Origin of the sequence: uncultured Phocaeicola sp. (assembly GCF_948499155.1) — a bacterium.
GTDB lineage: Bacteria > Bacteroidota > Bacteroidia > Bacteroidales > Bacteroidaceae > Phocaeicola > Phocaeicola faecalis.
On the sequence record NZ_CAOOSE010000033.1, the window covers coordinates 1 to 22,259 of the forward strand.

The 22,259-nt window shown below is 44.9% G+C and carries 19 protein-coding genes and 1 pseudogene; 15 read left to right on the forward strand and 5 right to left on the reverse strand.

What is annotated here, in order from left to right; translation table 11 throughout:
• The 4 genes from QYT14_RS16795 to QYT14_RS16810 all read left to right on the forward strand — a co-directional run.
• On the forward strand, positions 1-1,059 hold a 1,059-nt coding region (locus tag QYT14_RS16795; protein WP_289826419.1), incomplete at its 5' end, for an N-acetyltransferase.
• Between the two features lie 45 nt (positions 1,060-1,104).
• On the forward strand, positions 1,105-2,982 hold the full coding sequence (locus QYT14_RS16800) for a DNA topoisomerase IV subunit B (protein WP_237040603.1): 1,878 nt from the start codon (positions 1,105-1,107) through the stop codon (positions 2,980-2,982).
• 1 nt (position 2,983) lies between these two features.
• Positions 2,984-3,439 carry a pantetheine-phosphate adenylyltransferase gene (gene coaD, locus QYT14_RS16805; RefSeq protein ID WP_237040602.1) on the forward strand — a complete coding sequence of 152 codons (456 nt, stop codon included), beginning with the start codon at positions 2,984-2,986 and terminating at the stop codon, positions 3,437-3,439.
• A 2-nt stretch (positions 3,440-3,441) separates the two neighbouring features.
• Positions 3,442-5,049, forward strand: a complete 1,608-nt coding sequence (locus QYT14_RS16810) for a S41 family peptidase (RefSeq protein WP_288326035.1) — start codon at positions 3,442-3,444, stop codon at positions 5,047-5,049.
• Positions 5,050-5,179: 130 nt separating this feature from the next.
• Here QYT14_RS16810 and QYT14_RS16815 read toward each other — a convergent pair whose 3' ends face one another.
• Positions 5,180-5,794, reverse strand: a complete 615-nt coding sequence (locus QYT14_RS16815) for a phosphatase PAP2 family protein (protein ID WP_237040601.1) — start codon at positions 5,792-5,794, stop codon at positions 5,180-5,182.
• Between the two features lie 192 nt (positions 5,795-5,986).
• Between QYT14_RS16815 and QYT14_RS16820 the strand changes: the two genes are divergently transcribed.
• From QYT14_RS16820 to QYT14_RS16830, 3 genes are read left to right on the forward strand one after another with little or no spacing between them, the layout of a single operon-like run.
• Complete coding sequence (locus QYT14_RS16820) at positions 5,987-6,673, forward strand: succinate dehydrogenase/fumarate reductase cytochrome b subunit (RefSeq protein WP_237040600.1); 687 nt, start codon at positions 5,987-5,989, stop codon at positions 6,671-6,673.
• A 36-nt stretch (positions 6,674-6,709) separates the two neighbouring features.
• A complete protein-coding gene (locus QYT14_RS16825) occupies positions 6,710-8,668 on the forward strand; it encodes a fumarate reductase/succinate dehydrogenase flavoprotein subunit (protein WP_237040599.1) in 1,959 nt (652 codons plus the stop codon).
• Between the two features lie 20 nt (positions 8,669-8,688).
• On the forward strand, positions 8,689-9,444 hold the full coding sequence (locus QYT14_RS16830; RefSeq protein ID WP_007841755.1) for a succinate dehydrogenase/fumarate reductase iron-sulfur subunit: 756 nt from the start codon (positions 8,689-8,691) through the stop codon (positions 9,442-9,444).
• Positions 9,445-9,502: 58 nt separating this feature from the next.
• Here the strand turns inward: QYT14_RS16830 and QYT14_RS16835 are convergent.
• Positions 9,503-9,673: pseudogene (locus tag QYT14_RS16835) on the reverse strand (AraC family transcriptional regulator); the annotation flags it as partial.
• A 547-nt stretch (positions 9,674-10,220) separates the two neighbouring features.
• On the opposite strand from QYT14_RS16835, the gene QYT14_RS16840 reads away from it, so the two are divergent.
• Positions 10,221-12,107: an alpha-L-fucosidase gene (locus tag QYT14_RS16840; RefSeq protein ID WP_288326026.1), complete on the forward strand. Its 1,887-nt coding sequence runs from the start codon at positions 10,221-10,223 to the stop codon at positions 12,105-12,107.
• A gap of 66 nt (positions 12,108-12,173) precedes the next feature.
• Here QYT14_RS16840 and dprA read toward each other — a convergent pair whose 3' ends face one another.
• Together dprA and QYT14_RS16850 are read right to left on the reverse strand one after the other, a co-directional pair.
• Positions 12,174-13,292, reverse strand: coding sequence for a DNA-processing protein DprA (gene dprA, locus QYT14_RS16845; RefSeq protein WP_288326025.1), 1,119 nt, complete (start codon positions 13,290-13,292; stop codon positions 12,174-12,176).
• Positions 13,292-13,699, reverse strand: a complete 408-nt coding sequence (locus tag QYT14_RS16850) for an acyl-CoA thioesterase (RefSeq protein WP_237040593.1) — start codon at positions 13,697-13,699, stop codon at positions 13,292-13,294. Before QYT14_RS16850 ends, dprA begins: the two co-directional genes overlap by 1 nt.
• Positions 13,700-13,755: 56 nt before the next feature.
• On the opposite strand from QYT14_RS16850, the gene QYT14_RS16855 reads away from it, so the two are divergent.
• From QYT14_RS16855 to QYT14_RS16865, 3 genes are all read left to right on the forward strand, one after another.
• Complete coding sequence (locus QYT14_RS16855) at positions 13,756-14,694, forward strand: tRNA-dihydrouridine synthase family protein (RefSeq protein ID WP_237040610.1); 939 nt, start codon at positions 13,756-13,758, stop codon at positions 14,692-14,694.
• Positions 14,695-14,766: 72 nt separating this feature from the next.
• Complete coding sequence (fucO, locus tag QYT14_RS16860) at positions 14,767-15,921, forward strand: lactaldehyde reductase (RefSeq protein WP_237040592.1); 1,155 nt, start codon at positions 14,767-14,769, stop codon at positions 15,919-15,921.
• A 183-nt stretch (positions 15,922-16,104) separates the two neighbouring features.
• Positions 16,105-17,007: an Rpn family recombination-promoting nuclease/putative transposase gene (locus tag QYT14_RS16865; RefSeq protein ID WP_237040591.1), complete on the forward strand. Its 903-nt coding sequence runs from the start codon at positions 16,105-16,107 to the stop codon at positions 17,005-17,007.
• A gap of 163 nt (positions 17,008-17,170) precedes the next feature.
• Here the strand turns inward: QYT14_RS16865 and QYT14_RS16870 are convergent, their stop codons facing one another.
• Complete coding sequence (locus QYT14_RS16870) at positions 17,171-18,439, reverse strand: DUF2851 family protein (RefSeq protein WP_288326023.1); 1,269 nt, start codon at positions 18,437-18,439, stop codon at positions 17,171-17,173.
• An 83-nt stretch (positions 18,440-18,522) separates the two neighbouring features.
• Here QYT14_RS16870 and dapB point away from each other — a divergent pair, with 83 nt between their 5' ends.
• From dapB to QYT14_RS16890, 4 genes are read left to right on the forward strand one after another with little or no spacing between them, the layout of a single operon-like run.
• On the forward strand, positions 18,523-19,278 hold the full coding sequence (dapB, locus tag QYT14_RS16875) for a 4-hydroxy-tetrahydrodipicolinate reductase (RefSeq protein ID WP_237040589.1): 756 nt from the start codon (positions 18,523-18,525) through the stop codon (positions 19,276-19,278).
• 3 nt (positions 19,279-19,281) lie between these two features.
• Positions 19,282-20,706, forward strand: a complete 1,425-nt coding sequence (gene lepB / locus QYT14_RS16880; RefSeq protein WP_237040588.1) for a signal peptidase I — start codon at positions 19,282-19,284, stop codon at positions 20,704-20,706.
• Between the two features lie 35 nt (positions 20,707-20,741).
• Positions 20,742-21,605, forward strand: a complete 864-nt coding sequence (gene lepB / locus QYT14_RS16885) for a signal peptidase I (protein WP_237040587.1) — start codon at positions 20,742-20,744, stop codon at positions 21,603-21,605.
• Positions 21,605-22,255 carry a WbqC family protein gene (locus QYT14_RS16890; RefSeq protein ID WP_237040586.1) on the forward strand — a complete coding sequence of 217 codons (651 nt, stop codon included), beginning with the start codon at positions 21,605-21,607 and terminating at the stop codon, positions 22,253-22,255. Before lepB (QYT14_RS16885) ends, QYT14_RS16890 begins: the two co-directional genes overlap by 1 nt.
• Positions 22,256-22,259: the final 4 nt, after the last annotated feature.

A 22,259-nucleotide genomic window follows, 5' to 3' on the forward strand; every position in this document is an offset into this window, starting at 1 on the left:
GAGAATCCCTATTCCGTACCCGATTTGTACGATGATATGCTGAATACGTTCAGCCCCAAGAAGAATGCTGCTTTTGAGTTTTGCGAGGCTGTCTACTTTTTGGCCTATAAAGATGATAAAGTGGTGGGACGTATTGCCGGAATTATCAATCGCCGTGCCAATGAGACATGGCAGAAAAAGGAAGTGCGTTTCGGATGGATTGATTTCTTGGATGACATAGAAATATCACGTGCACTGCTGGATGCAGTGGCCGAATGGGGAAAGTCGAAAGGCATGGATACCATTCAAGGGCCTTTGGGCTTTACTGATTTTGATGCGGAAGGAATGTTGATTGAAGGCTTTGACCAGCTGAGTACGATGGCGACGATTTATAATTATCCTTACTATCCGCAACACATGGAGAAGTTGGGGTTTGAGAAAGATGCCGACTGGGTGGAGTATAAGATTTATATTCCGGATGCGATTCCCGATAAGCATAAGCGTATCAGTGACTTGATTCAACGCAAGTTTAACCTGAAGGTGAAGAAATATACATCGGGTAAGAAAATTGCAGCAGAATATGGTCAAGCCATATTCGAGTTGATGAATGAGGCATACGCTCCGCTTTATGGCTTCTCGGCTTTGTCACAAGGACAGATTAACCAGTATATCAAGATGTATTTGCCTATTGTAGACTTGCGTATGGTGACCTTGGTGACTGATGCTGAAGATAAATTGGTGGCGGTGGGTATCTCAATGCCTTCTTTGTCTGAAGCATTGCAAAAGGCAAAGGGACGTTTGCTGCCTATGGGTTGGTATCACCTGATGAAGGTGCTGTTTATGCATAAATATCCTCCTATGCTCGATTTGCTGTTGGTGGCTGTGAAACCGGAATATCAGAACAAAGGGGTGAATGCTTTGTTATTCTCCGACTTGATTCCTGTGTATCAGCAATTGGGATTCAAGTATGCCGAAAGTAATCCTGAACTGGAACTGAACGGAAAGGTACAGGCGCAGTGGGAGTATTTCAAGACAGAACAGCATAAGCGCCGTCGTGCTTATAAGAAAAGTATCGGCTGACAGATGCCGCCGTGAAGAAACAGAATTTGTAACCGTTACTAAGATATGGAAGAGAACAACGAACTGATAAACAATTCCGCCGTAGAATATACCGACGATAACATCCGCCACCTCAGCGATATGGAGCATGTGCGTACCCGTCCCGGTATGTATATTGGAAAGTTGGGTGACGGAGCGCATGCAGAAGACGGTATTTATGTTCTTCTGAAAGAGGTACTCGACAACAGTATCGATGAGTTCAAGATGCAGGCGGGCAAAAAGATTGAAATTACAATAGAAGAGAATCTTCGGGTCAGCGTGCGTGACTTTGGCCGTGGTATTCCGCAGGGAAAACTGGTTGAGGCGGTGAGCGTGCTGAACACGGGTGGTAAATATGACAGCAAGGCATTTAAAAAGAGTGTCGGGCTGAATGGTGTCGGTGTCAAAGCGGTCAATGCCTTGAGCTCGCGCTTTGAGGTGCGCAGTTATCGCGAAGGAAAGGTGCGTGTAGTTACCTTTGCCAAAGGGAATCTGCAGACTGACCGGACGGAAGACACTTCGGAAGAGAACGGTACTTATATCTTCTTTGAGCCGGATAATACTTTATTTGAAAATTATAGTTTCCGCTCTGAATTTGTGGAAACGATGTTGCGCAACTATACTTACCTTAATACGGGATTGGCCATCATTTATAACGGGCAGCGCATCTTGTCCCGCAATGGGCTGGTGGATTTGCTGAATGATAATATGACGGCTACCGGTCTGTATCCCATCATCCATCTGAAAGATGAGGATATAGAGATTGCCTTTACGCATACCGGACAGTATGGTGAGGAATATTATTCTTTTGTCAACGGACAGCATACCACTCAGGGCGGTACGCATCAAAGTGCTTTTAAGGAGCATATTGCACGTACCATCAAAGAGTATTTCAATAAGAATATGGATTATGCGGACATTCGTAACGGATTGGTGGCTGCCATTGCCGTCAATGTGGAAGAACCGATGTTCGAAAGTCAGACCAAGATTAAGTTGGGGTCTACCAATATGGCTCCCGGCGGCCCTACGGTGAATAAGTTTGTGGGTGATTTTGTGAAGACGGAAGTGGATAATTATTTGCACAAGCATACGGATGTGGCCGATGTGATGTTGCAAAAGATACAGGAATCAGAGAAAGAACGTAAAGCGATAGCCGGTGTTACCAAGTTGGCCCGCGAGCGTGCCAAGAAAGCGAATTTACATAACCGTAAGTTGCGCGATTGCCGTTTCCATCTCAACGATGCGAAAGGGGATAAGAAAGAGGAGAGCTGTATCTTTATCACCGAGGGTGATTCGGCAAGCGGTTCCATCACGAAAAGCCGTGATGTAAATACGCAGGCTGTGTTCAGTCTTCGTGGTAAGCCGTTGAATTCTTTCGGACTGACCAAGAAGGTGGTGTACGAGAATGAAGAGTTTAATTTGCTGCAGGCGGCTCTCAATATAGAAGAAGGTATAGAGGGACTGCGTTATAATAAAGTGATTGTGGCGACTGATGCCGATGTAGACGGTATGCATATACGTCTGCTGTTGATAACGTTCTTCCTGCAATTCTTTCCGGACCTGATAAAGAAAGGTCATGTGTATATTCTCCAGACTCCTCTGTTCCGCGTGCGTAACCGTAAGAAAGGGGTGTACGAGACTGTCTATTGCTATTCGGAAGAGGAAAGGGTGGCTGCTATCGAACGGCTGAGCCCTAATCCTGAAATTACCCGGTTTAAGGGACTCGGAGAGATTTCACCCGATGAATTCAAGCATTTTATCGGAAAAGATATGCGTTTGGAACAGGTAAGTCTCCGAAAAACCGATTTGGTGAAAGAACTGCTGGAGTTCTACATGGGTAAGAACACCATGGAAAGGCAAAACTTTATAATTGAGAATCTTGTTATAGAAGAAGATATAGCGTGAGATGAGAAGAGCAATTTTTCCGGGGACATTCGACCCCTTTACCATCGGGCATTATTCGGTCGTAAAACGGGCATTGACCTTTATGGATGAAGTGATTATCGGTATTGGTATCAATGATAATAAAAAGACTTGGTTCCCGATGGACAAACGTCTGGAAATGATTCGTGGATTGTTTGCCGACGAGCCTCGTATCAGGGTGGAAGCGTATGACAGTCTGACGGTGGATTTTGCCAAAGAGCAGGATGCCGGGTTTATCGTGCGCGGCATTCGTACCGTGCATGATTTCGAGTACGAAGAAACCATTGCCGATATCAATCGGAAACTGGCAGGGATAGAGACTATTTTATTGTTTACCGAACCCGAACTGACCTCTATCAGCTCTACCATTGTAAGGGAATTATTGCAATTCGGCAAGGATGTAACTCCGTTTTTGCCCGAAGGAATGAAAATAGATTAATGATGAAATATACCAAGTATTTAGTTGCAGGCTTGATTGCCTGCATTTTTTCTTTCAGTGCTGTCCGGGCGCAGGAAAGAAAGTCTTTAGTGGATTCTCCGGCTCGTAAATTGCAGTTGGCGGAGTTTGCCATTGCAAATTTGTATGTCGACAAGGTGGATGAAGGCAAGATGGTGGAAGAAGCTATCATAAAGATGCTGGAACAGCTTGACCCGCATTCTGTTTATTCGGATGCAGAGGAGGTAAAAAAGATGAATGAACCGTTGCAAGGCAATTTTGAAGGAATCGGCATTCAGTTTAATATGGCGGAAGATACGCTTTTCGTTATACAGCCTGTATCGGGTGGTCCTTCTGAAAAGGTGGGTATCTTGGCCGGCGACCGTATTGTGATGGTGAATGATACGACTATTGCCGGTGTGAAGATGAGTACGGAGGATATAATGCGCCGTTTGAAAGGTCCGAAGGGTTCGGAAGTGAATTTGAAAATCGTGCGCCGTGGGGTGGGGGAACTGCTTCCTTTTACGGTGAAAAGGGATAAAATACCGGTTTACAGCCTTGATGCTTTTTATATGTTGAAGGATAAAATCGGCTATATCCGTATCAATCGTTTTAGCGCTACCACTCATGAGGAATTTAAGAAGGCTTTGGCTGAGCTGAAAAAACTCGGCATGAAAGATTTGATTCTTGATTTGCAGGGTAACGGTGGAGGTTATCTGAATGCTGCCATTGATTTGGCCAATGAATTCTTGGAGAAACAAGAGTTGATTGTCTATACCAAAGGACGCCGGAATCCTCGTAGCGAGTTCTTTGCAAAAGGTACCGGAGGATTCAGGGATGGACGTCTTATTGTGCTGGTGGATGAGTTTTCGGCTTCTGCCAGTGAGATTGTGACCGGAGCTGTGCAGGATTGGGACAGAGGGGTAGTAGTCGGTCGGCGTACGTTTGGCAAAGGCTTGGTGCAGCGTCCCATCGATTTGCCGGACGGCTCTATGATTCGCTTGACGGTGGCCCGTTATTATACTCCGGCAGGGCGTTGTATCCAGAAGCCTTACGAAAGTATTGAAAAATATAATGAGGATTTGATAGACCGCTATAATCGGGGGGAGATGTTGAGTGCCGATAGTATCCATTTCCCTGACTCACTTAAATTCAAGACTCATAAACTGGAACGTACTGTGTATGGCGGAGGTGGCATTATGCCGGATTATTTTGTGCCGATTGATACGACGCTCTATACGAAGTATCATCGTCAGTTGCGCGATAAAGGGGCATTGATGAAAGTACATTTTCAGCAGATAGATGCACATCGTAATGAATGGCTGTCTAAATATAAGAAGTTTGACGACTTCCGTAAGAAGTTCGAGGTTTCGCCGGATATGCTTCAGCAATTGGTAGCGACAGGAAAAGAGATGGGCGTGGAATATAATGAGGAAGAATATCAAAAAGCCCTGCCTTTGCTGAAATTGCAGATGAAGGCGTTGATAGCCCGTGATTTATGGGATATGAATGAATATTATCATGTTATCAATGAGGCTAACGAAAGTATCAGGAAGGCCTTGGAATTGTTGGAGCAACCGGACTTTGAGGGATTACTGAAAAAGAAACAGTAGTCGGGCTGTGGAGATGTGTCAAAACTCCCTTTTTATCGAAATCACTCTCGCTACAACTACCTGTGGCGAGGGTGATTTTTAGTTTATGGGAGTTCCGACACACCCTCCAATGTGAAGAAAGGGTGAACCGTTACTTGGTGTTTACAGATTTCTTTTTGAACAATACCTTATTTAGCCAGCGGTTGATATAAATATTCGCAAAAGCGCATCCCACTCCGATAGCAGCTCCTGCCACTACATCGCTTGGATAATGCACTCCTTGGTTTATCCGGGCGAACCCTACTCCGCAAGCCCACACTGCCGAAGGAGCGATGACGTACCACTTGGGGTAAGTGATGGAAAGCGATGTTGCTAGAGAAAAGGCCGCTGCAGTGTGCCCTGACGGGAACGATGGGCTGTCTGCATCCGGTGCTCCGTAAGGATGAACCTTGTCGGGGTACTTTACAAAAGGACGGTCGCGTCCTATGATATGTTTGGCAGCGTATGTGATACCTGCTGCTTCAATCACACTCGTACCGATATAAATGGCATCTTTCAGTAACGGTTGGTCTTTTTTTATTAAAGCGTAAATACCCATAGCAGTGGGAATACCTATGGGTAAGATAACTCCACTTTCGGATAATCCGCGGCTGAGGCCGTGCACTTGCCATTTGTTGATAGCCTTCACGGTGTTGATATCCCAGTTTTGCGCAGATAATTTCATGCTGAGGCATAAGCTCAGAAGTAGAAAGATAATTTTATTCATTGTATATTTTACAGTTTTCTGCCGCAAAGATAGAAAATTATGCTTTCTTCCCTTTGTTCCTGCGCTAATTAAAGAATAATTTCCATAATTCCTTGTATTATCAATAGATTTCCTTTACTTTTGCATCGTGAAGACACAGCTTTTAACAGAAATTTTAGTTCTAACAATTAAATAATTTAAATTAAATCATTTATGTGGTTAAGTAATTCATCTATTGGAAGGAAAGTGGTGATGAGTGTCACAGGTATCGCCCTTGTCCTGTTTCTGACATTTCACATGGCGATGAACCTTGTTGCGCTCTTCTCTGAAGATGCTTACAACATGATTTGTGAATTCTTGGGAGCGAACTGGTATGCGTTGGTTGCAACTGCCGGACTGGCTGCTCTGTTTGTAATTCACATCATCTATGCATTCTGGCTGACTATGCAGAACCGTGCAGCTCGTGGTAGCGAACGCTATGCAGTTAATGTTAAGCCTAAATCGGTAGAATGGGCATCTCAGAACATGCTTGTCCTGGGTATTATCGTTATTGCTGGATTGGCTCTTCATTTTGCCAATTTCTGGTACAAAATGCAGTTTGCCGAAATTATCGGTGTTCATGATTTGGGTGCATTCGGTCCTACAGACGGTGCTGCTTACATCAAGGAAACATTTGGCAACCCCGTATTTACAGTGCTTTACCTCATTTGGTTAGCAGCTTTGTGGTTCCACTTGACTCACGGATTTTGGAGTGCTTTGCAGACTTTGGGCTGGAGCAATAAAATCTGGTTCGAGCGTTGGAAGACTATTGGTAACATCTACTCTACTTTGGTAGTTCTTGGCTTTGCAGCAGTAGTCGTTATCTTCTTCGTGAAATCACTCGCTTGCGGTGCTTGCTAATCTGAATTTGTAAATGATTAAATCGTAAATAACATTATGGCTACTATAGATTCTAAAATTCCTGAAGGCGCTTTAGCCGAGAAATGGACCAATTATAAAGCTCATCAAAAATTGGTAAACCCTGCCAACAAACGTCGTCTTGACATTATTGTGGTAGGTACCGGTTTGGCAGGTGCTTCGGCTGCTGCTTCACTGGGTGCTCTGGGTTTCAAGGTATTAAACTTCTGTATCCAGGACTCTCCTCGTCGTGCACACTCTATCGCTGCACAGGGAGGTATCAATGCTGCTAAGAATTATCAAAATGATGGTGACTCTGTTTACCGTCTTTTCTACGATACAATTAAAGGTGGTGACTACCGTGCACGTGAAGCCAACGTTTACCGTCTGGCCGAAGTGTCAAACGCCATCATCGACCAGTGCGTAGCTCAGGGTGTTCCTTTCGCTCGCGAATACGGTGGTTTGCTTGATAACCGTTCATTCGGTGGTGCTCAGGTATCACGTACATTCTATGCCCGCGGCCAAACCGGACAGCAGTTGTTGCTGGGTGCTTATTCTGCATTGAGCCGCGAAGTTCAACGTGGTAACGTGAAGTTGTACACTCGTTATGAAATGTTGGACGTTGTGCTGATTAAGGATAACGAAGGTGTGGAACGCGCCCGTGGTATCATTGCCCGTAACTTGGTAACCGGTAAGATTGAACGTTTTGCTGCTCACGCAGTAGTAATCGGTACCGGTGGTTATGGTAACACTTACTTCTTGTCTACCAACGCTATGGCGTCAAATGGTTCGGCTGCTATGCAGATTTACCGCAAAGGTGCTTACTTTGCTAATCCTTGCTTTGCACAGATCCACCCGACCTGTATTCCTGTACACGGTGACAAGCAGTCAAAATTGACTTTGATGTCTGAGTCATTGCGTAACGACGGACGTATCTGGGTTCCCAAGAAGTTGGAAGATGCCAAGGCATTGCAGGCAGGAACTAAGAAACCGACTGATATTCCTGATGCAGACCGTGACTTCTATTTGGAACGCCGTTATCCGGCATTCGGTAACTTGGTTCCTCGTGACGTTGCTTCACGTGCTGCGAAAGAACGTTGCGATGCAGGTTTCGGTGTAAACAACACAGGTTTGGCTGTATTCCTTGACTTTAAATACGCTATCGACCGTCTGGGTGAAGATGTAGTTCGTGCCCGTTACGGTAACTTGTTCGATATGTACGAAGAAATCACTGACGAGAATCCATACAAGACTCCGATGATGATTTTCCCCGCTATCCACTATACAATGGGTGGTATCTGGGTTGACTATGAACTGATGACTTCTATCAAGGGTTTGTATGCTATCGGTGAAGCTAACTTCTCTGATCACGGTGCAAACCGCTTGGGTGCATCTGCATTGATGCAGGGATTGGCTGACGGTTATTTCGTATTGCCTTATACTATTCAGAACTATCTGGCAGACCAGATTCAGGTTCCTCGTTTCTCAACAGACCTGCCTGAATTCGCTGCTGCTGAAAAGGCTGTAAACGATAAAATCCAGAAACTGATGAGCATCAAGGGTCATCGTTCTGTAGACTCTATCCACAAGGAATTGGGTCACATTATGTGGGACTTCGTAGGTATGGGGCGTACCAAGGAATCTTTGACCAAGGCACTGGCTCAACTGAAAGAAGTAAGAAAGACATTCTGGAGCGACCTTCGTATTCCGGGTGAAGCTAATGAATTGAATGTGGAACTTGAAAAGGCAATCCGTCTGGCAGACTTCATCGAAATCGGTGAATTGATGGCTTACGATGCTTTGAACCGTGAAGAATCTTGTGGTGGCCACTTCCGCGAAGAACACCAGACACCGGAAGGTGAAGCGCTTCGTCACGATGACAAGTTCTCGTATGTAGCTTGTTGGAAATACACCGGCGAAGGAAAAGAACCTGAATTGATTAAAGAAGATCTGAACTATGAGTTCACTAAGGTTCAAACTCGTAACTATAAGTCTTAATTATTAATTGTATAGAAATCATGGATAAAAATATAAGTTTCACACTGAAAGTTTGGCGTCAGAAAGGTCCTAAAGACAAAGGACATTTTGATACCTTCCAAATGAAAGATATTCCGGGTGATACCTCATTCCTGGAAATGATGGATATCTTGAACGAGCAGCTTATCAATGAAGGTAAAGAACCTATCGTATTCGACCACGACTGTCGCGAAGGTATCTGCGGTATGTGCTCTATGTACATCAACGGACATCCTCACGGACCTGCTACAGGTGCTACTACCTGCCAGATTTATATGCGTCGTTTCAAAGATGGTGATACCATCACCGTTGAGCCTTGGCGTTCGGCAGGTTTCCCGGTTATCCGCGACTTGATGGTAGACCGTGGCGCATACGACAAGATTATGCAGGCCGGCGGTTATGTGTCAATCAATACCGGTGGTATTCCTGATGCTAACGCAATTCCTATTGCAAAACCTATTGCTGACGAGGCTATGGATGCTGCTGCATGTATCGGTTGCGGTGCTTGCGTGGCTGCATGTAAGAATGGTTCGGCTATGTTGTTCGTTTCTGCCAAGGTGAGCCAGTTGGCACTGTTGCCTCAGGGTAAAGTGGAAGCTGCACGCCGTGCAAAAGCTATGTTGAGCAAGATGGACGAACTGGGCTTTGGTAACTGTACAAACACTCGTGCTTGTGAAGCGGAATGCCCGAAGCTGGTTTCTATCAGCAACATCGCTCGTTTGAACCGCGAATTTATTGCTGCGAAGCTGAAAGACTAATTACGGTTAGTTTTACTTGATATTTGAGAGTGCCCTGCCTGTTTTGGCGGGGCATTTTTTATTGCAATATCTCCTGTATCTCGGCACTTTTTCCTTTTCGGAGATTTCGGGGGGAGTCTCCGAAGTACTTCCTGCAGAAGTTGGAAAGTGATTCAAAGCCATGTCCGAAGCAGATTTCAGAAATAGACAGATGGTCGTTTCCCAATTGGTAGAGGACGCTTTCTTTTCGTTATGTTATCTTTTATATGGGGCAAATATAGAAGATATAATCTGAAAAGAAACTTATTAAACGTCCTATTTTGGGGGGTGAAAGGCTCTGGGAAGCGATTGGAAGGATTTTGCAAGTTTTAGGGGGAAGATTGTGAGAACAATAACCGGGTACCAGTTTGTTCTTCGGGCTTACCTGCTACGGAATGTTTCATATTCCTTTTTAAACCGCTCCTTTTTTATCGTATTGTTATATTGTGTACGAAAACGGTTTGTTTTGTGAAATAATACTAAAAGCAAGTCCGATTTAAAGTGAATATTTGGAAGGAATAAGGGTAAACCTTACATTTGTTATGTGATTTTTTTCATAGTATTAGATTTAAGGTTAACAAAGGTTGGAGCAAGGCGTTGCTCCTTTTCCTTTTTATAGACCTACCTTTCACTGATTGTTCCGGTTCTCTCGTCTTTTCTTTCCTTTTGGGGGAGGCTTCACTCCGAATTTTATGTTGTTTTCTCTTACAGAATTAGAAATAATATGTATATTTGTCTGCTAACTAATTTATAATCTGATGAAAAGACACATTGAACTTTTATTTGTCGGGACTGCCCTGAGCTTGCTTTGTGCTTGCGAGCCGGCTGTGAAAGCTCCCGAACCTATTCTTCCGATACCCGAAGCCAAGCAAGTGGAATGGCAAAAGATGGAAACATACGCTTTTGTGCATTTCGGTCTGAATACTTTTAATGACCGTGAATGGGGATATGGGGATTCTGATCCAAAGACATTTAATCCTACGAAACTGGATTGTGAACAGTGGGTGAAAACCTTCGTTGCCGCCGGTATGAAAGGGGTTATCCTTACAGCCAAGCATCATGACGGTTTCTGCCTGTGGCCGACGGGACTGACTGAATACTGCATCCGAAATACTCCTTATAAAGATGGAAAAGGAGACATTGTCCGTGACTTGTCAGAAGCATGTAAAAAGTATGGCATTAAATTTGCTGTCTATCTTTCTCCGTGGGATAGAAATCAGGCTATTTATGGCACACCGGAATATGTGGACTATTTCTATAAACAACTGCATGAGTTGTTGACTAATTATGGCGCTGTGTTTGAAATCTGGTTTGACGGAGCCAATGGCGGCGACGGTTGGTATGGCGGTGCGAAAGATTCACGTACCATCGACCGCAAGACTTATTATCAGTATGACCGCGCTTACGAAATGATTGATAAATACCAGCCTCAGGCGGTGATTTTCTCTGATGGAGGTCCCGGTTGCCGTTGGGTGGGAAACGAGAACGGATTTGCAGGAGCTACCAACTGGTCATTCTTGCGTGCCGGAGAGGTTTATCCCGGTTATCCTAAATATAGAGAATTGCAATACGGTCATGCCGACGGCAATCAGTGGGTAGCGGCAGAGTGTGATGTTTCCATCCGTCCGGGTTGGTTCTATCATCCTGAAGAAGACGACCGTGTGAAGACGGTAGACCAGTTGACAGACCTCTATTATCGCAGTGTGGGCCATAATGCCACTTTATTGTTGAACTTCCCGGTGGATAGAGACGGATTGATTCATCCGGTGGATTCTGCCAATGCTGTTAATTTCCATAAGAATATTCAGAAACAATTGGCACACAATCTTCTGTCGGGTGTCGTTGCAAAGGTTTCGGATGAACGAGGAGGAAAATACACGGCCAAGGCTATGACAGATAATGACTACGATACATATTGGGCTACAAATGACGGTGTGGTTTCGGCTACCGTAGAGTTTGATTTGCCACAGCCGGAGAAAGTGAACCGCATGATGCTGCAAGAATATATTCCTTTGGGGCAGCGTGTGAAATCTTTCGTTGTGGAATATAATAAGGATGGGGAATGGCTTCCTGTCAAGTTGAATGAAGAAACGACGACAGTGGGATACAAGCGTCTCCTTCGTTTTGAGACAATAACAACCGATAAGCTTCGTGTGAACTTTACGGATGCCCGTGCTTGCCTCTGTATCAATAATGTAGAGGCTTATTATGCAGGAGAAGCCGGTGACGTGTCGTTTGACAGGACAGTGGCGGAAATGAAGAGCTTTTCTTTTACACTAGTCGGTGTAGATGAGGCGGAAAGCAAGAAGTGTGCGGATAAGGATGAGGCTACAACGTGCTTTGTAGACGGCAATGCGGTAGTCGTTGACTTGGGAGAGGAACAGACTGTTACTTCTTTCCAGTATTTGCCCGACCAAAGTGAGTATAACAAAGGTTTGGTTTCCGGCTATGAGATATCTGTAGGTACGGATGCCAATGCAATAAATAATGTGGTAGCTAAAGGCGAGTTTTCTAATATCAAGCACAATCCGATATTGCAATCGGTTTATTTCACCCCCGTGAAGGCGCGTTATGTAATGCTGAAAGCGGTAAAAATGGTGAATGAAGGCGAGGCGATGGGATTTGCGGAGATTGGTATCAGATAAGACTGTTTATCACCGCAGGGGTAAGTGGAAGGAAAACTTCCGCCTCTGCGGTGATTGATGATTATGCTATAATAATAAACGGTATATTCCTCCGGCAAGTGCTCGCAGCACACCTTTCATTTCCAGTTCAAAGAGCAAGCCGCTCATCCGGTTGACAGGAATATTGGTGTTTACTACCAATGTATTGATTTGCAGTCCGTCGGGTCTTTTTCTCAATAAGTCGACCACTTTTTCTTCTTCCTCGCTCAAGTCGGGGAACAGTTCCCGTTGATGGGCTATGGGTGATGTCTTTTCCTTGTTCTCGCTCCATCCCATGGTTTCTACAAAATCTTTGGCAGACAAGATTAAGGCAGCCTGATTACTTTTTATCAGTTGGTTGCATCCGGCGGAGAATTCATCATTTATCCGTCCGGGAAAGGCAAAGCAGTCTCGGTGATAGCTTCCGGCCACGCCAGCTGTAATCAGTGCGCCTCCTTTGCTGGCAGATTCAACTACAATAGTGGCATCGCTCATCCCCGCCACGATACGGTTCCGCCTGACAAAGTTCTGCCGGTCGGGATTTGTTCCACTCATAAACTCGGTGAGCAGACCTCCTTGTTCCAACATTTCTATGGCCGTTTTCCGATGAACAGAGGGATAAATGCGGTCTAGACCATGTGCCAGTATTCCCACCGTATTGAGGTGATGGGTCAGGGCTGCGCGGTGGGCATGAATGTCTATGCCGTAAGCCAATCCGCTGACGACAAGTACCTCCGGGAGCATTTCTGCCAATTCTTTCAAAAAACGGAGGCAGATATCCTGTCCGTAGGCAGTGGCATGACGTGTGCCTACTATATTGATTATTTTCAGCGCATTCAGGTCTGCATTACCCCGATAGTAAAGCACAAGGGGAGCATCGTCACATTCACGCAACCGCGAGGGATAATCTTCGTCTGTCAGTGTCAGGCAACGGATGCGGTTTTTTTCGGCAAAAAGGAGTTCTTCTTCGGCACGGCGGAAAGCTTCGGGGCAATCCAACGCCTTTACCTGTTTGGCGGAGATACCGGGAACCAGTTCGCAAAGTTCTTTCCGGTTGCGGAATATGGTGGCGGCACTTCCCAATGCGTCTACCAATTTATGGATGCCGGTCAGTCCTAGGCCCGGAATGCGGGTCAGGGCCATAGAGTATAGTTGTTCGTCTTCCATTATTCATTCAGATAGGGTGCGAAAGTCTCGTCAAACAGAGTACTGTCACCCAATCTGCCGTTTACTACACAAACCGATTCTACGGTTGCTTTGATGGCCACCTTCATGTCGGGCAGGCGGAAAATATCTTGGTAGAATACATACTTGATGCCTTCCTTCTTGAGATAAAGCTTGGATACAAACTCGTCTCCACTCTTCAGCGGAGTCTTGAAAGCCATGGTGAGGCGAGCCACTACCGGATCCACCCCTTCTTCGTGCAGTTGGGCAAAACTGATGCCTGCCGAAGTGAGGAACTCGTGGCGGGTATGTTCCAGATAATGTTGGTAATTGGCATTATTCACAATCCCCTGCAGGTCGCATTCATAGTCGCGTACCTTCATTTTTAATTCATAAATATACTTTTCCATATAGCAAAGGTAAGGAAAATTATGTTTCTTTGCAGTGAAACAAGAATAAAGATATGATGAAACTGTATGCTTCTCCATTGCAGGGCTTCACTGAAGCCCCATGGCGCAATATCCACCATGAGCTGTTCGGTGGCATTGACGCCTATTACACCCCTTTCGTGCGCGTAGAGAAAGGGGAATTCCGAAATAAGGATATCCGAGACATTGAAAAGGACAATAACAAGGTGACTTGTTTGATTCCGCAGTTGATAGCTTCCACACCGGCAGAGCTGGAAAAGCTGGTCGGGCTGTTTCTAGAACACGGATACCGCGAAGCGGACATCAATATGGGTTGTCCGTTCCCGGTGCTTACTATGCGGCATAAGGGCTCCGGCATTCTGCCTTATCCGTCGGAACTGAAAGTACTTCTGAATGAGTTGGCACATTATCCCGAGATGAAATTCTCGGTTAAGATGAGGCTTGGATGGGAGTATTATGATGAGTGGAGACAGGTGCTTCCGTTGCTCAATGAGGTACCTCTCACACGGATTATATTGCATCCGCGCATCGGCCGGCAGCAATATAAAGGTATGGTATACCAGAAAGAGTTGAAACTGTTTGCCGGGATGTGCCGTCATCCGTTGGTCTATAACGGCGACTTGCGCACACCAGACGACATTCGGCGCATCGAAGAGGAGTATCCCGACTTGGATGGAGTGATGATAGGGCGTGGCTTGTTGGCCAATCCCGCGTTTGCCATGGAGTATCGGGAAGGCATTGCTCTTCCGCGTGAAGAATTATATGCCAAGGTGAATGTTTTCCATGACCGTTTGTTTTGCCATTACGACTCTTGCCTGCAAGGAGGTACACAACTCTTGAGCAAAATAAAGCCTTATTGGGAATATCTTTTGCCTGATATGGATAAAAAGCTGAAGAAGGCTATTCTGAAAGCTTCCCATGTGGATAAGTATCTTGAAGCGGTTCGCATCGCTTTGATGCCCAAAAACATAGTATAAGAATTCTCCCGATAAGTCGGTTTATCGGGAATTTGTACTATTTTTGTAGCATATCAACTTAATAAAAAAACTATGATTAACAGATTTGTATTGAACGAAGTGTCTTACTTCGGTCCTGGCGCGCGCGAAGTGTTGCCGCAAGAGATTAACCGTCTTGGTTTGCACAAAGCATTTGTATCTACAGACAAGGATTTGCTGAAATTCGGTGTTGCCGACAAAGTATTGAAGGTATTGGAGAAGGCAGGCATTCCATACGAAATATTCAGTGAAATCAAACCGAATCCCACTGTCAGTAATGTGAAGGCGGGTGTTGAGGCATTCGCCAAATCGGGTGCGGATTTTATTTTGGCTATCGGTGGCGGTTCGTCTATCGATACTTCCAAAGCCATCGGTATCATTACTAATAACCCTGAATTCAGTGATGTTGTTTCGCTGGAAGGTGTGGCTCCCACTAAAAAGAAGTCAGTTCCCATCATCGCCCTGCCCACCACGGCCGGTACTGCTGCCGAAGTGACCATCAACTATGTCATTACCGATGAAGAAAACCATAAAAAGATGGTGTGCGTTGACCCCAATGATATTCCTGCCATTGCCATAGTCGATGCAGAACTGATGTACACTCTGCCTAAAGGATTGACGGCTTCTACCGGACTGGATGCGCTGACTCATGCTATTGAAGGCCTGATAACTAAAGGCGCATGGGAAATGAGTGATATGTTTGAGATTAAAGCCATCGAAATGATTGCCCGTCATTTGGAAACAGCCGTGTTTGACCCCACGAATGCCGAGGCCCGTAACGGCATGGCGGTAGCGCAATACATTGCAGGTATGGCGTTCTCAAACGTCGGTTTGGGTGTTGTGCATGGCATGGCCCATCCGTTGGGTGCTATTTTCGATATTCCTCACGGTGTGGCAAATGCACTGTTGTTGCCTGTCATTATGGAATTCAATGCTCCGGCTGCTCTGCCTAAATATGTTGATATTGCGAAAGCAATGAATGTGTATAAAGATGGCATGAGTCAGGAAGAGGCGGCAAAAGCGGCTGTCGATGCAGTCAAGGCTCTGTCTGTCAAGGTCGGCATTCCTCAGCACCTGTCGGAACTTGGTATAAAGGAAGAAGATTTGCCTCGTTTGGCGGCTTCTGCTATTGCAGATGTTTGTACTCCGGGCAACCCGCGTGAAGTGACGGAAGAAATAATTCTGGAACTGTATAAGAAGGCATTCTAAAAGCGGTTTCAGCAGTTGTTGCCTTATGGAATAATTTAAGAGGGGACGTCTTGTGAGGATGTCCTCTCTTTTTGTATTTTCCTCTTCCTTTATTTAGTTAAATCTTTCTTCTTTAGTGCTAAAGTTGCGATAGAATCGTTACCTTTGTTTATTGTATATCATCAAAAAGAAAGGCTATTGTTTATGGGAACAGAAGGCATACAAGACAAATATGTCAATCCTTATACCGATTTTGGTTTTAAGTTGCTGTTTGGCACAGCGATGAACAAGGAATTGCTCATCAGTTTTTTGAATGCTCTTTTGTTTAAGGAAGAGAAAGTGAAAGATGTCACTTATCTGAATACGGAGCATTTGGGTACACAAGAGTATGACCGTCGTGCTGTATTCGATGTGTATTGTGAGAATGAAAAAGGAGAAAAGTTCTTGGTAGAGATGCAACGTGGTGAACAGCAGTTCTTTAAGGATAGAAGTCTGTTTTATTCTACTTTCCCGATTCGTGAGCAGGGCAAGCGCGGTGAATGGAATTATGAACTGAAGGCTGTCTACATTATCGGAATCTTGAATTTTTCTTTTGATGATACGGATGAGGCGTATTTTCATCATGAAGTGAAGTTGGTAGACCTCTATACGCGTAAAGTGTTTTATGATAAGTTGACCTTTATCTATCTTGAAATGCCGAAGTTCAACAAGCATGAGGATGAGCTGGAAACTATGTTTGATAAATGGCTGTTTGTCCTTCGTAATCTTTCGTCTTTATTCGAACGTCCGCGTGCTCTTCAAAACCGTGTGTTCGACCGCTTGTTTGAGGCTGCCGAAATAGCTAAGTTTTCTCGAAAAGAGCTTGGAGAATATTGGGAGAGCTTAAAGAATTTCCGTGATTGGTATAGTGTAATGTCCACTCAGTTGAATAAAGGACGAGAAGAAGGCCGTGCGGAAGGTCGTGCGGAAGGATTGAAAGAAGGTTTTCAAAAAGGCGAACAGGAGGCGGTTCGTAAGAATGCATTGAGAATGAAGCAAAAAGGATTTTCTTTTGAAGATATAGCCGAGATAACCGGACTGGGCTTGGATGAGATTTCTGTTTTGTAATTTGAAGATTCCCTGTTCTTTACCAGAATCTGACCATTAGGAAGGATGGCAAGCGTATCGTTAAGGTCGGAATTAATTCTGATAGTGCCACTCGCACGATTGGAGATTGGATAATAGAGGTGGAATAAGTTTTTCCTGCCTCTATTATATATTGAATCGCGTTTCAGCCTTTTCTTTTCAGATATTCATATCCAATCCTGCAATATAAACATTTCTTTTTATCGCAATATTCTTTTTTTAATTGTATAAGGGCCTGACTGTCTGCTGCATTGGCAGCTTTTATTCCACATTGTTCCCACATGCGGGTAATATAGTTGTATTCTGCTTTCAGTTCTTCCAGAAAAGCACCGGCACGTGCACAATACTCTTCTTTTCCCTTGTGTACTCCGTAACTGTACAGAAAAGTCACTACCGTATTAATCACCAGTAAGTCAAGGGAAGAGTTGCTCAATGTTTTGGGGCGGAAAGGGGAGGTGTGTTCGAAAGTATAATGACTTACCCAGTATTCCGAAGTACCTCCTTTTAATATGTCACGCACTTTGGGTAAAGTGTCAGCCTCCATGATACGTGAAAGCAGTCCGTAAGAGCGGTGATACAGCACCGCCAGTTGTGCTATCCGTATATGGGGGAAGTTGGTGGGGCGCAGACGCAGGAAGCGCCATTGGGAAACATCCATTGGGGTGAGTCCGAATTTATGGGAAAGGTATTCGTATTCCTTTTTCAAACGTAAATAATACTCGTCACCGTTCGTTTCTTGAAGCAGTCCTGCCTGTCCGAAGAAAAAGGCTTCTATCTGAAACAACTCATCCCGATGCTTGTCTACGGCCCGTAAAGGAATCCGGTTTGCCCAAGTCTCAAAAGCATCTCCGTTGAGGCCGAAACCGAAATTGCGTGCCAAAGTGATAAAAAAAGCATCCTCCCAATTGGCGTTGCAACGTTTGAGTCGCTCCGATAGTTGCGAGGCTTTCTGTTCGAAACGTTCCAGTTGGAGGGCAGACATCCATGAGTGTATCGTGAAAGTGGAAAGGGTGGGGATGATGCGGTAACAAGGCGGATAACTCTCTGTCTCAACCAGTTCGTGATAGTTCCGGCAAACGTAATCAGGGCAGGGGAGTATTAATTGGGGAATAGGTTCGCCGTCAGTACGGTATACATCAATATCCGCATCAGATGTTATATGCAGAATAACGGAATCGTATGCTGCATCTGTGTGGTGTCCGTGTTTCAACCAATCCGAAGAATGTTCGTGTATTTCCACATTACCTACCCATAAAACGCCGTTCAGCTTGACTTTTGCATTAAAAAAATCGGGACCGGCATTTGTATTTGCCAGTCCCGTATCTATGATTTCAACCTTTTGGCCAGTTGTGGTTTTTAGTTCCTGAATCGGAAATATCTTGTGTTTCCAAATGTAATGTAGTAGTTGTTCCATGTTAATGAGGTGTAAATGTTGGGCAAATGTAATGGTTTACAGTGAAAAAAGCTATCTTTGTAGCAAAAATATATAGACATACAATGAAAATAGCATTAATTGGATACGGAAAGATGGGTAAGGAAATCGAAAAGATTGCAATTGCCCGTGGACATGAGATTGTGAGTATTATAGATATTAATAATCAGGAAGATTTTAACTCCGAAGCTTTTAAATCGGCTGATGTGGCTATTGAGTTTACTAATCCTACAGTGGCTTATACTAATTATATGAAGACTTTTGCAGCAGGGGTGAAGTTGGTATCGGGAAGTACCGGATGGATGGACCGTCATGGTGATGAGGTGAAAAAGCTTTGTACCGAGGGGGGAAAGACATTGTTTTGGTCATCTAACTTCAGTCTGGGAGTGGCTATTTTCTCGGCTGTTAATAAGTATCTGGCTAAAATCATGAACAACTTCCCGGCTTATGATGTCTCTATGGTGGAGACGCATCATATCCATAAGGTGGATGCACCGAGTGGGACAGCAATTACTCTTGCAGAAGGTATCTTGGAGAATATCGACCGCAAGGATAAGTGGGTGAAAGGAACTTTGGTCACACCGGACGGAATCGTGTCGGGTAACACGACTTGCGCTCCCGACGAACTTCCGGTCAGCTCTGTTCGTGAAGGAGAAGTGCCGGGTATTCATACCATCCGTTACGACTCGGAAGCAGATAGTATTTCGATTACCCATGATGCCAAGAACCGTAAGGGATTTGCTTTGGGGGCAGTCTTGGCTGCCGAATATACGGCTCAGCATGAAGGATTTTTAGGAATGAATGATTTATTTCAATTTTAGCATATGATAAAAGCAACACGTGCACAATGGATTAGGTTTGTCATTGTACTGGTACTTTGGCTGGTGTTCCTCGTTTGGCTGAAAAGCTGGATGGGGCTGTTAGTCGTACCGTTTATATTCGATGCATATATCACGAAGAAGATTCCCTGGACTTGGTGGAAAAAGTCAAAGAATCCCACTGTGGTGACGGTGATGGGATGGGTGGATGCGATTGTTTTTGCTTTGGTGGCGGTTTATTTCGTGAACTTGTACTTCTTCCAGAATTATGTGATTCCTTCTTCTTCATTGGAGAAGTCGCTGCTGGTGGGCGATTATTTGTTTGTCAGCAAGTTGAGTTACGGTCCCCGCGTACCGCAGACTCCATTGCACATGCCGTTGGCACAGCATACATTGCCTGTTTTCAATTGTAAGTCTTATTTGGAGTTTCCGCAATGGGATTACAAACGTGTAAAAGGGTTGGGAGATGTGCAGTTGAATGATATTGTGGTGTTTAATTTCCCTGCCGGAGATACGGTGATGGCAAATGTGCCCAATGATGATATTTATCGCATGAGCTATCAGGCGGGTAAAGAACTGACTAAGCCGGTGGATATGGCCGGAATGACTCCCGAACAGCAACGGATGGTGTTTGATTACTACTATCAGGCAGGCCGTAAATATATTGATGAAAACGCCAATACGTACGGCAAGGTGTTTGTCCGTCCCGTAGACCGTCGGGAAAACTATGTAAAGCGTTGCGTGGGACTTCCCGGACAAACGCTCGAAATCAAGGACCGCGTTGTCTATTTGGATGGGAAACCGAATAAAGAACCTGATAATGTGCAGTATCGCTATCTGGTAAAGGTGCACAAAGCCATACCAGACGATTTGGCGCACGAGTTGGGCATCAGTCGGGAGGATTTGTCTTATTATTATCCGGAGGCGTCGGCCTATAACATTCCTCTGACGGAGAAGGCAAAAGCCGGTTTGTTGGCACGTAAGGATATAGTGGCCGGCATCGAGAATGTTCCGGGTGATGATGCGGGAGGTTTGTATCCGCTGAATAAACTGACCGGTTGGACTACCGATAATTACGGTCCTTTGTGGATACCGAAGAAGGGTGAAACGATTCAGCTGACATTGGATAATCTGCCGATTTATGAACGTCCCATCCGTGCTTATGAAGGCAATGACCTGAAAGTGAAAGATGGTAAGATTTACATTAACGGAAAGGAAACAAACGAATATACATTTAAGATGAACTATTATTGGATGATGGGTGATAATCGCCATAACTCTGCCGATTCCCGTTTCTGGGGATTTGTACCTGAGGACCATGTGGTGGGTAAACCTATCTTTATCTGGTTGTCTCTTGACCCCGACCGTGGCTGGCTGGACGGCAAGATACGCTGGAACAGATTGTTCTCTTTTGTAGATAACATTAAATAGTGCACATTCCCCATGTCTCCATATGGATAAAGGCAATGCTTACGGCAGTCGTTTTGGCACTGCTGATAAAGACATTTGCTTTCACCTCCTGCACCATTCCTTCTACCGGTATGGAAAACAGTCTCTATCAGGGCGAGAGGGTTTTGGTGAATAAATGGAGTTATGGGTTTCGTGTGCCTTTTTCCACTTGCCGATGGTTGGAAAAGCCGGTCGGAAAAGGGGATGTGGTGTTGTTTAATAATCCCAGTCCGCGTTCTTTGCAAACATCGGTTGGCAATAGGGAGCTGTTTATCAGCCGTTGTGTAGGTGTTCCGGGAGATACGTTGATGCTGAATGAAGAGTTGTTGCTGACGGACGAGCACGTGCTCAGCCCGGACAGCAAGTCTCTTTATGTATATCCGCATACGGCAGAAGATAGCGTGTTGCGGGCTATGCAGCAATTGGGCATCACAGGAAACCAACTGGTAGGGTATATGGATGAAAGGTATATCCGCAGCTTCAGTCATTATGAGTATTATTTGCTTGAGCAGAAGCTGGCAGGAAAAGTGAGTCTGCTTCCTCTGTATCAGAAGGAGGTGAGCAAGAGTCATCCGTTTGTGATTCCGGCCAAAGGCAAACCGGTAAAGGTATATCCGTGGAATGTGACTTTGCTGTGTAATACCATTATGCGGCATGAGGGGAAACAGGCTTCTGTCAAAGGAGATACCCTGTTGGTGGAGGGCAAGCCGGTTTCGGCTTATACATTTAAGAAGAATTATTATTGGATGGCATCCAATAATCCTATAAATCTATGTGACTCGCGTCTTTTCGGACTGGTGCCCGATGACCATTTGATAGGTAAAGCCTGGCGAATCTGGTTTTCCTCGCGAAAGGGACGCTTTTTTGAACGAGTACAGTAATGGAGAAAATAATATATGTAGGTTCTGCCTATTTAGCTCCCGTAGAGTATTACACCAAATTGCTTGCTTATGACAAGGTGTATGTGGAGCGTTATGATAACTATGTGAAACAGACTTACCGTAATCGTTGTGTGATTGCGGCAGCCGATGGCCCATTGGCGCTGACTGTTCCTACCGAAAAAAGTGACGGTAATAAATGCCTGATGAAAGATGTCCGTATCTCCGATCACGGCAATTGGCGTCACATGCATTGGAATGCTTTGGTAGCCGGTTATAAGCATAGTCCTTTCTTTGATTATTACGCCGATGACTTCCGTGTGTTTTATGAGAAGAAATATCCTTTCTTATGGGATTTCAATCAGGAATTATGCAGTTTGGTGTGCCGTTTGATTGATATCGAACCTCAAATGGAGGGAACGTCCGACTATCGTACCGAGTTGACCGCCGGAGAGGATGACTTCCGTGAAATTATCCATCCCAAACGTGATTACCGGATGGCAGATACGACCTTTATTCCTAAGCCTTACTATCAAGTGTTTAAAGAGAAACACGGCTTTTTGCCGAATCTGAGTATAGCCGACCTTTTGTTTAATATGGGGCCGGAGAGTTTACTCGTCTTGCGAGATAGTATAGAACCGTTAAACTTATAATATC

Excerpts from the sequence above, each read along its gene's own strand:
- QYT14_RS16800 (WP_237040603.1), top strand. The coding sequence starts at position 1,105 with ATGGAAGAGAACAACGAACTGATAAACAATTCCGCCGTAGAATATACC.
- coaD (WP_237040602.1), top strand. The coding sequence starts at position 2,984 with ATGAGAAGAGCAATTTTTCCGGGGACATTCGACCCCTTTACCATCGGG.
- QYT14_RS16810 (WP_288326035.1), top strand. The coding sequence starts at position 3,442 with ATGAAATATACCAAGTATTTAGTTGCAGGCTTGATTGCCTGCATTTTT.
- QYT14_RS16815 (WP_237040601.1), bottom strand. The coding sequence starts at position 5,794 with ATGAATAAAATTATCTTTCTACTTCTGAGCTTATGCCTCAGCATGAAA.
- QYT14_RS16820 (WP_237040600.1), top strand. The coding sequence starts at position 5,987 with ATGTGGTTAAGTAATTCATCTATTGGAAGGAAAGTGGTGATGAGTGTC.
- QYT14_RS16825 (WP_237040599.1), top strand. The coding sequence starts at position 6,710 with ATGGCTACTATAGATTCTAAAATTCCTGAAGGCGCTTTAGCCGAGAAA.
- QYT14_RS16830 (WP_007841755.1), top strand. The coding sequence starts at position 8,689 with ATGGATAAAAATATAAGTTTCACACTGAAAGTTTGGCGTCAGAAAGGT.
- QYT14_RS16840 (WP_288326026.1), top strand. The coding sequence starts at position 10,221 with ATGAAAAGACACATTGAACTTTTATTTGTCGGGACTGCCCTGAGCTTG.
- dprA (WP_288326025.1), bottom strand. The coding sequence starts at position 13,292 with ATGGAAGACGAACAACTATACTCTATGGCCCTGACCCGCATTCCGGGC.
- QYT14_RS16850 (WP_237040593.1), bottom strand. The coding sequence starts at position 13,699 with ATGGAAAAGTATATTTATGAATTAAAAATGAAGGTACGCGACTATGAA.
- QYT14_RS16855 (WP_237040610.1), top strand. The coding sequence starts at position 13,756 with ATGAAACTGTATGCTTCTCCATTGCAGGGCTTCACTGAAGCCCCATGG.
- fucO (WP_237040592.1), top strand. The coding sequence starts at position 14,767 with ATGATTAACAGATTTGTATTGAACGAAGTGTCTTACTTCGGTCCTGGC.
- QYT14_RS16865 (WP_237040591.1), top strand. The coding sequence starts at position 16,105 with ATGGGAACAGAAGGCATACAAGACAAATATGTCAATCCTTATACCGAT.
- QYT14_RS16870 (WP_288326023.1), bottom strand. The coding sequence starts at position 18,439 with ATGGAACAACTACTACATTACATTTGGAAACACAAGATATTTCCGATT.
- dapB (WP_237040589.1), top strand. The coding sequence starts at position 18,523 with ATGAAAATAGCATTAATTGGATACGGAAAGATGGGTAAGGAAATCGAA.
- lepB (WP_237040588.1), top strand. The coding sequence starts at position 19,282 with ATGATAAAAGCAACACGTGCACAATGGATTAGGTTTGTCATTGTACTG.
- lepB (WP_237040587.1), top strand. The coding sequence starts at position 20,742 with ATGCTTACGGCAGTCGTTTTGGCACTGCTGATAAAGACATTTGCTTTC.
- QYT14_RS16890 (WP_237040586.1), top strand. The coding sequence starts at position 21,605 with ATGGAGAAAATAATATATGTAGGTTCTGCCTATTTAGCTCCCGTAGAG.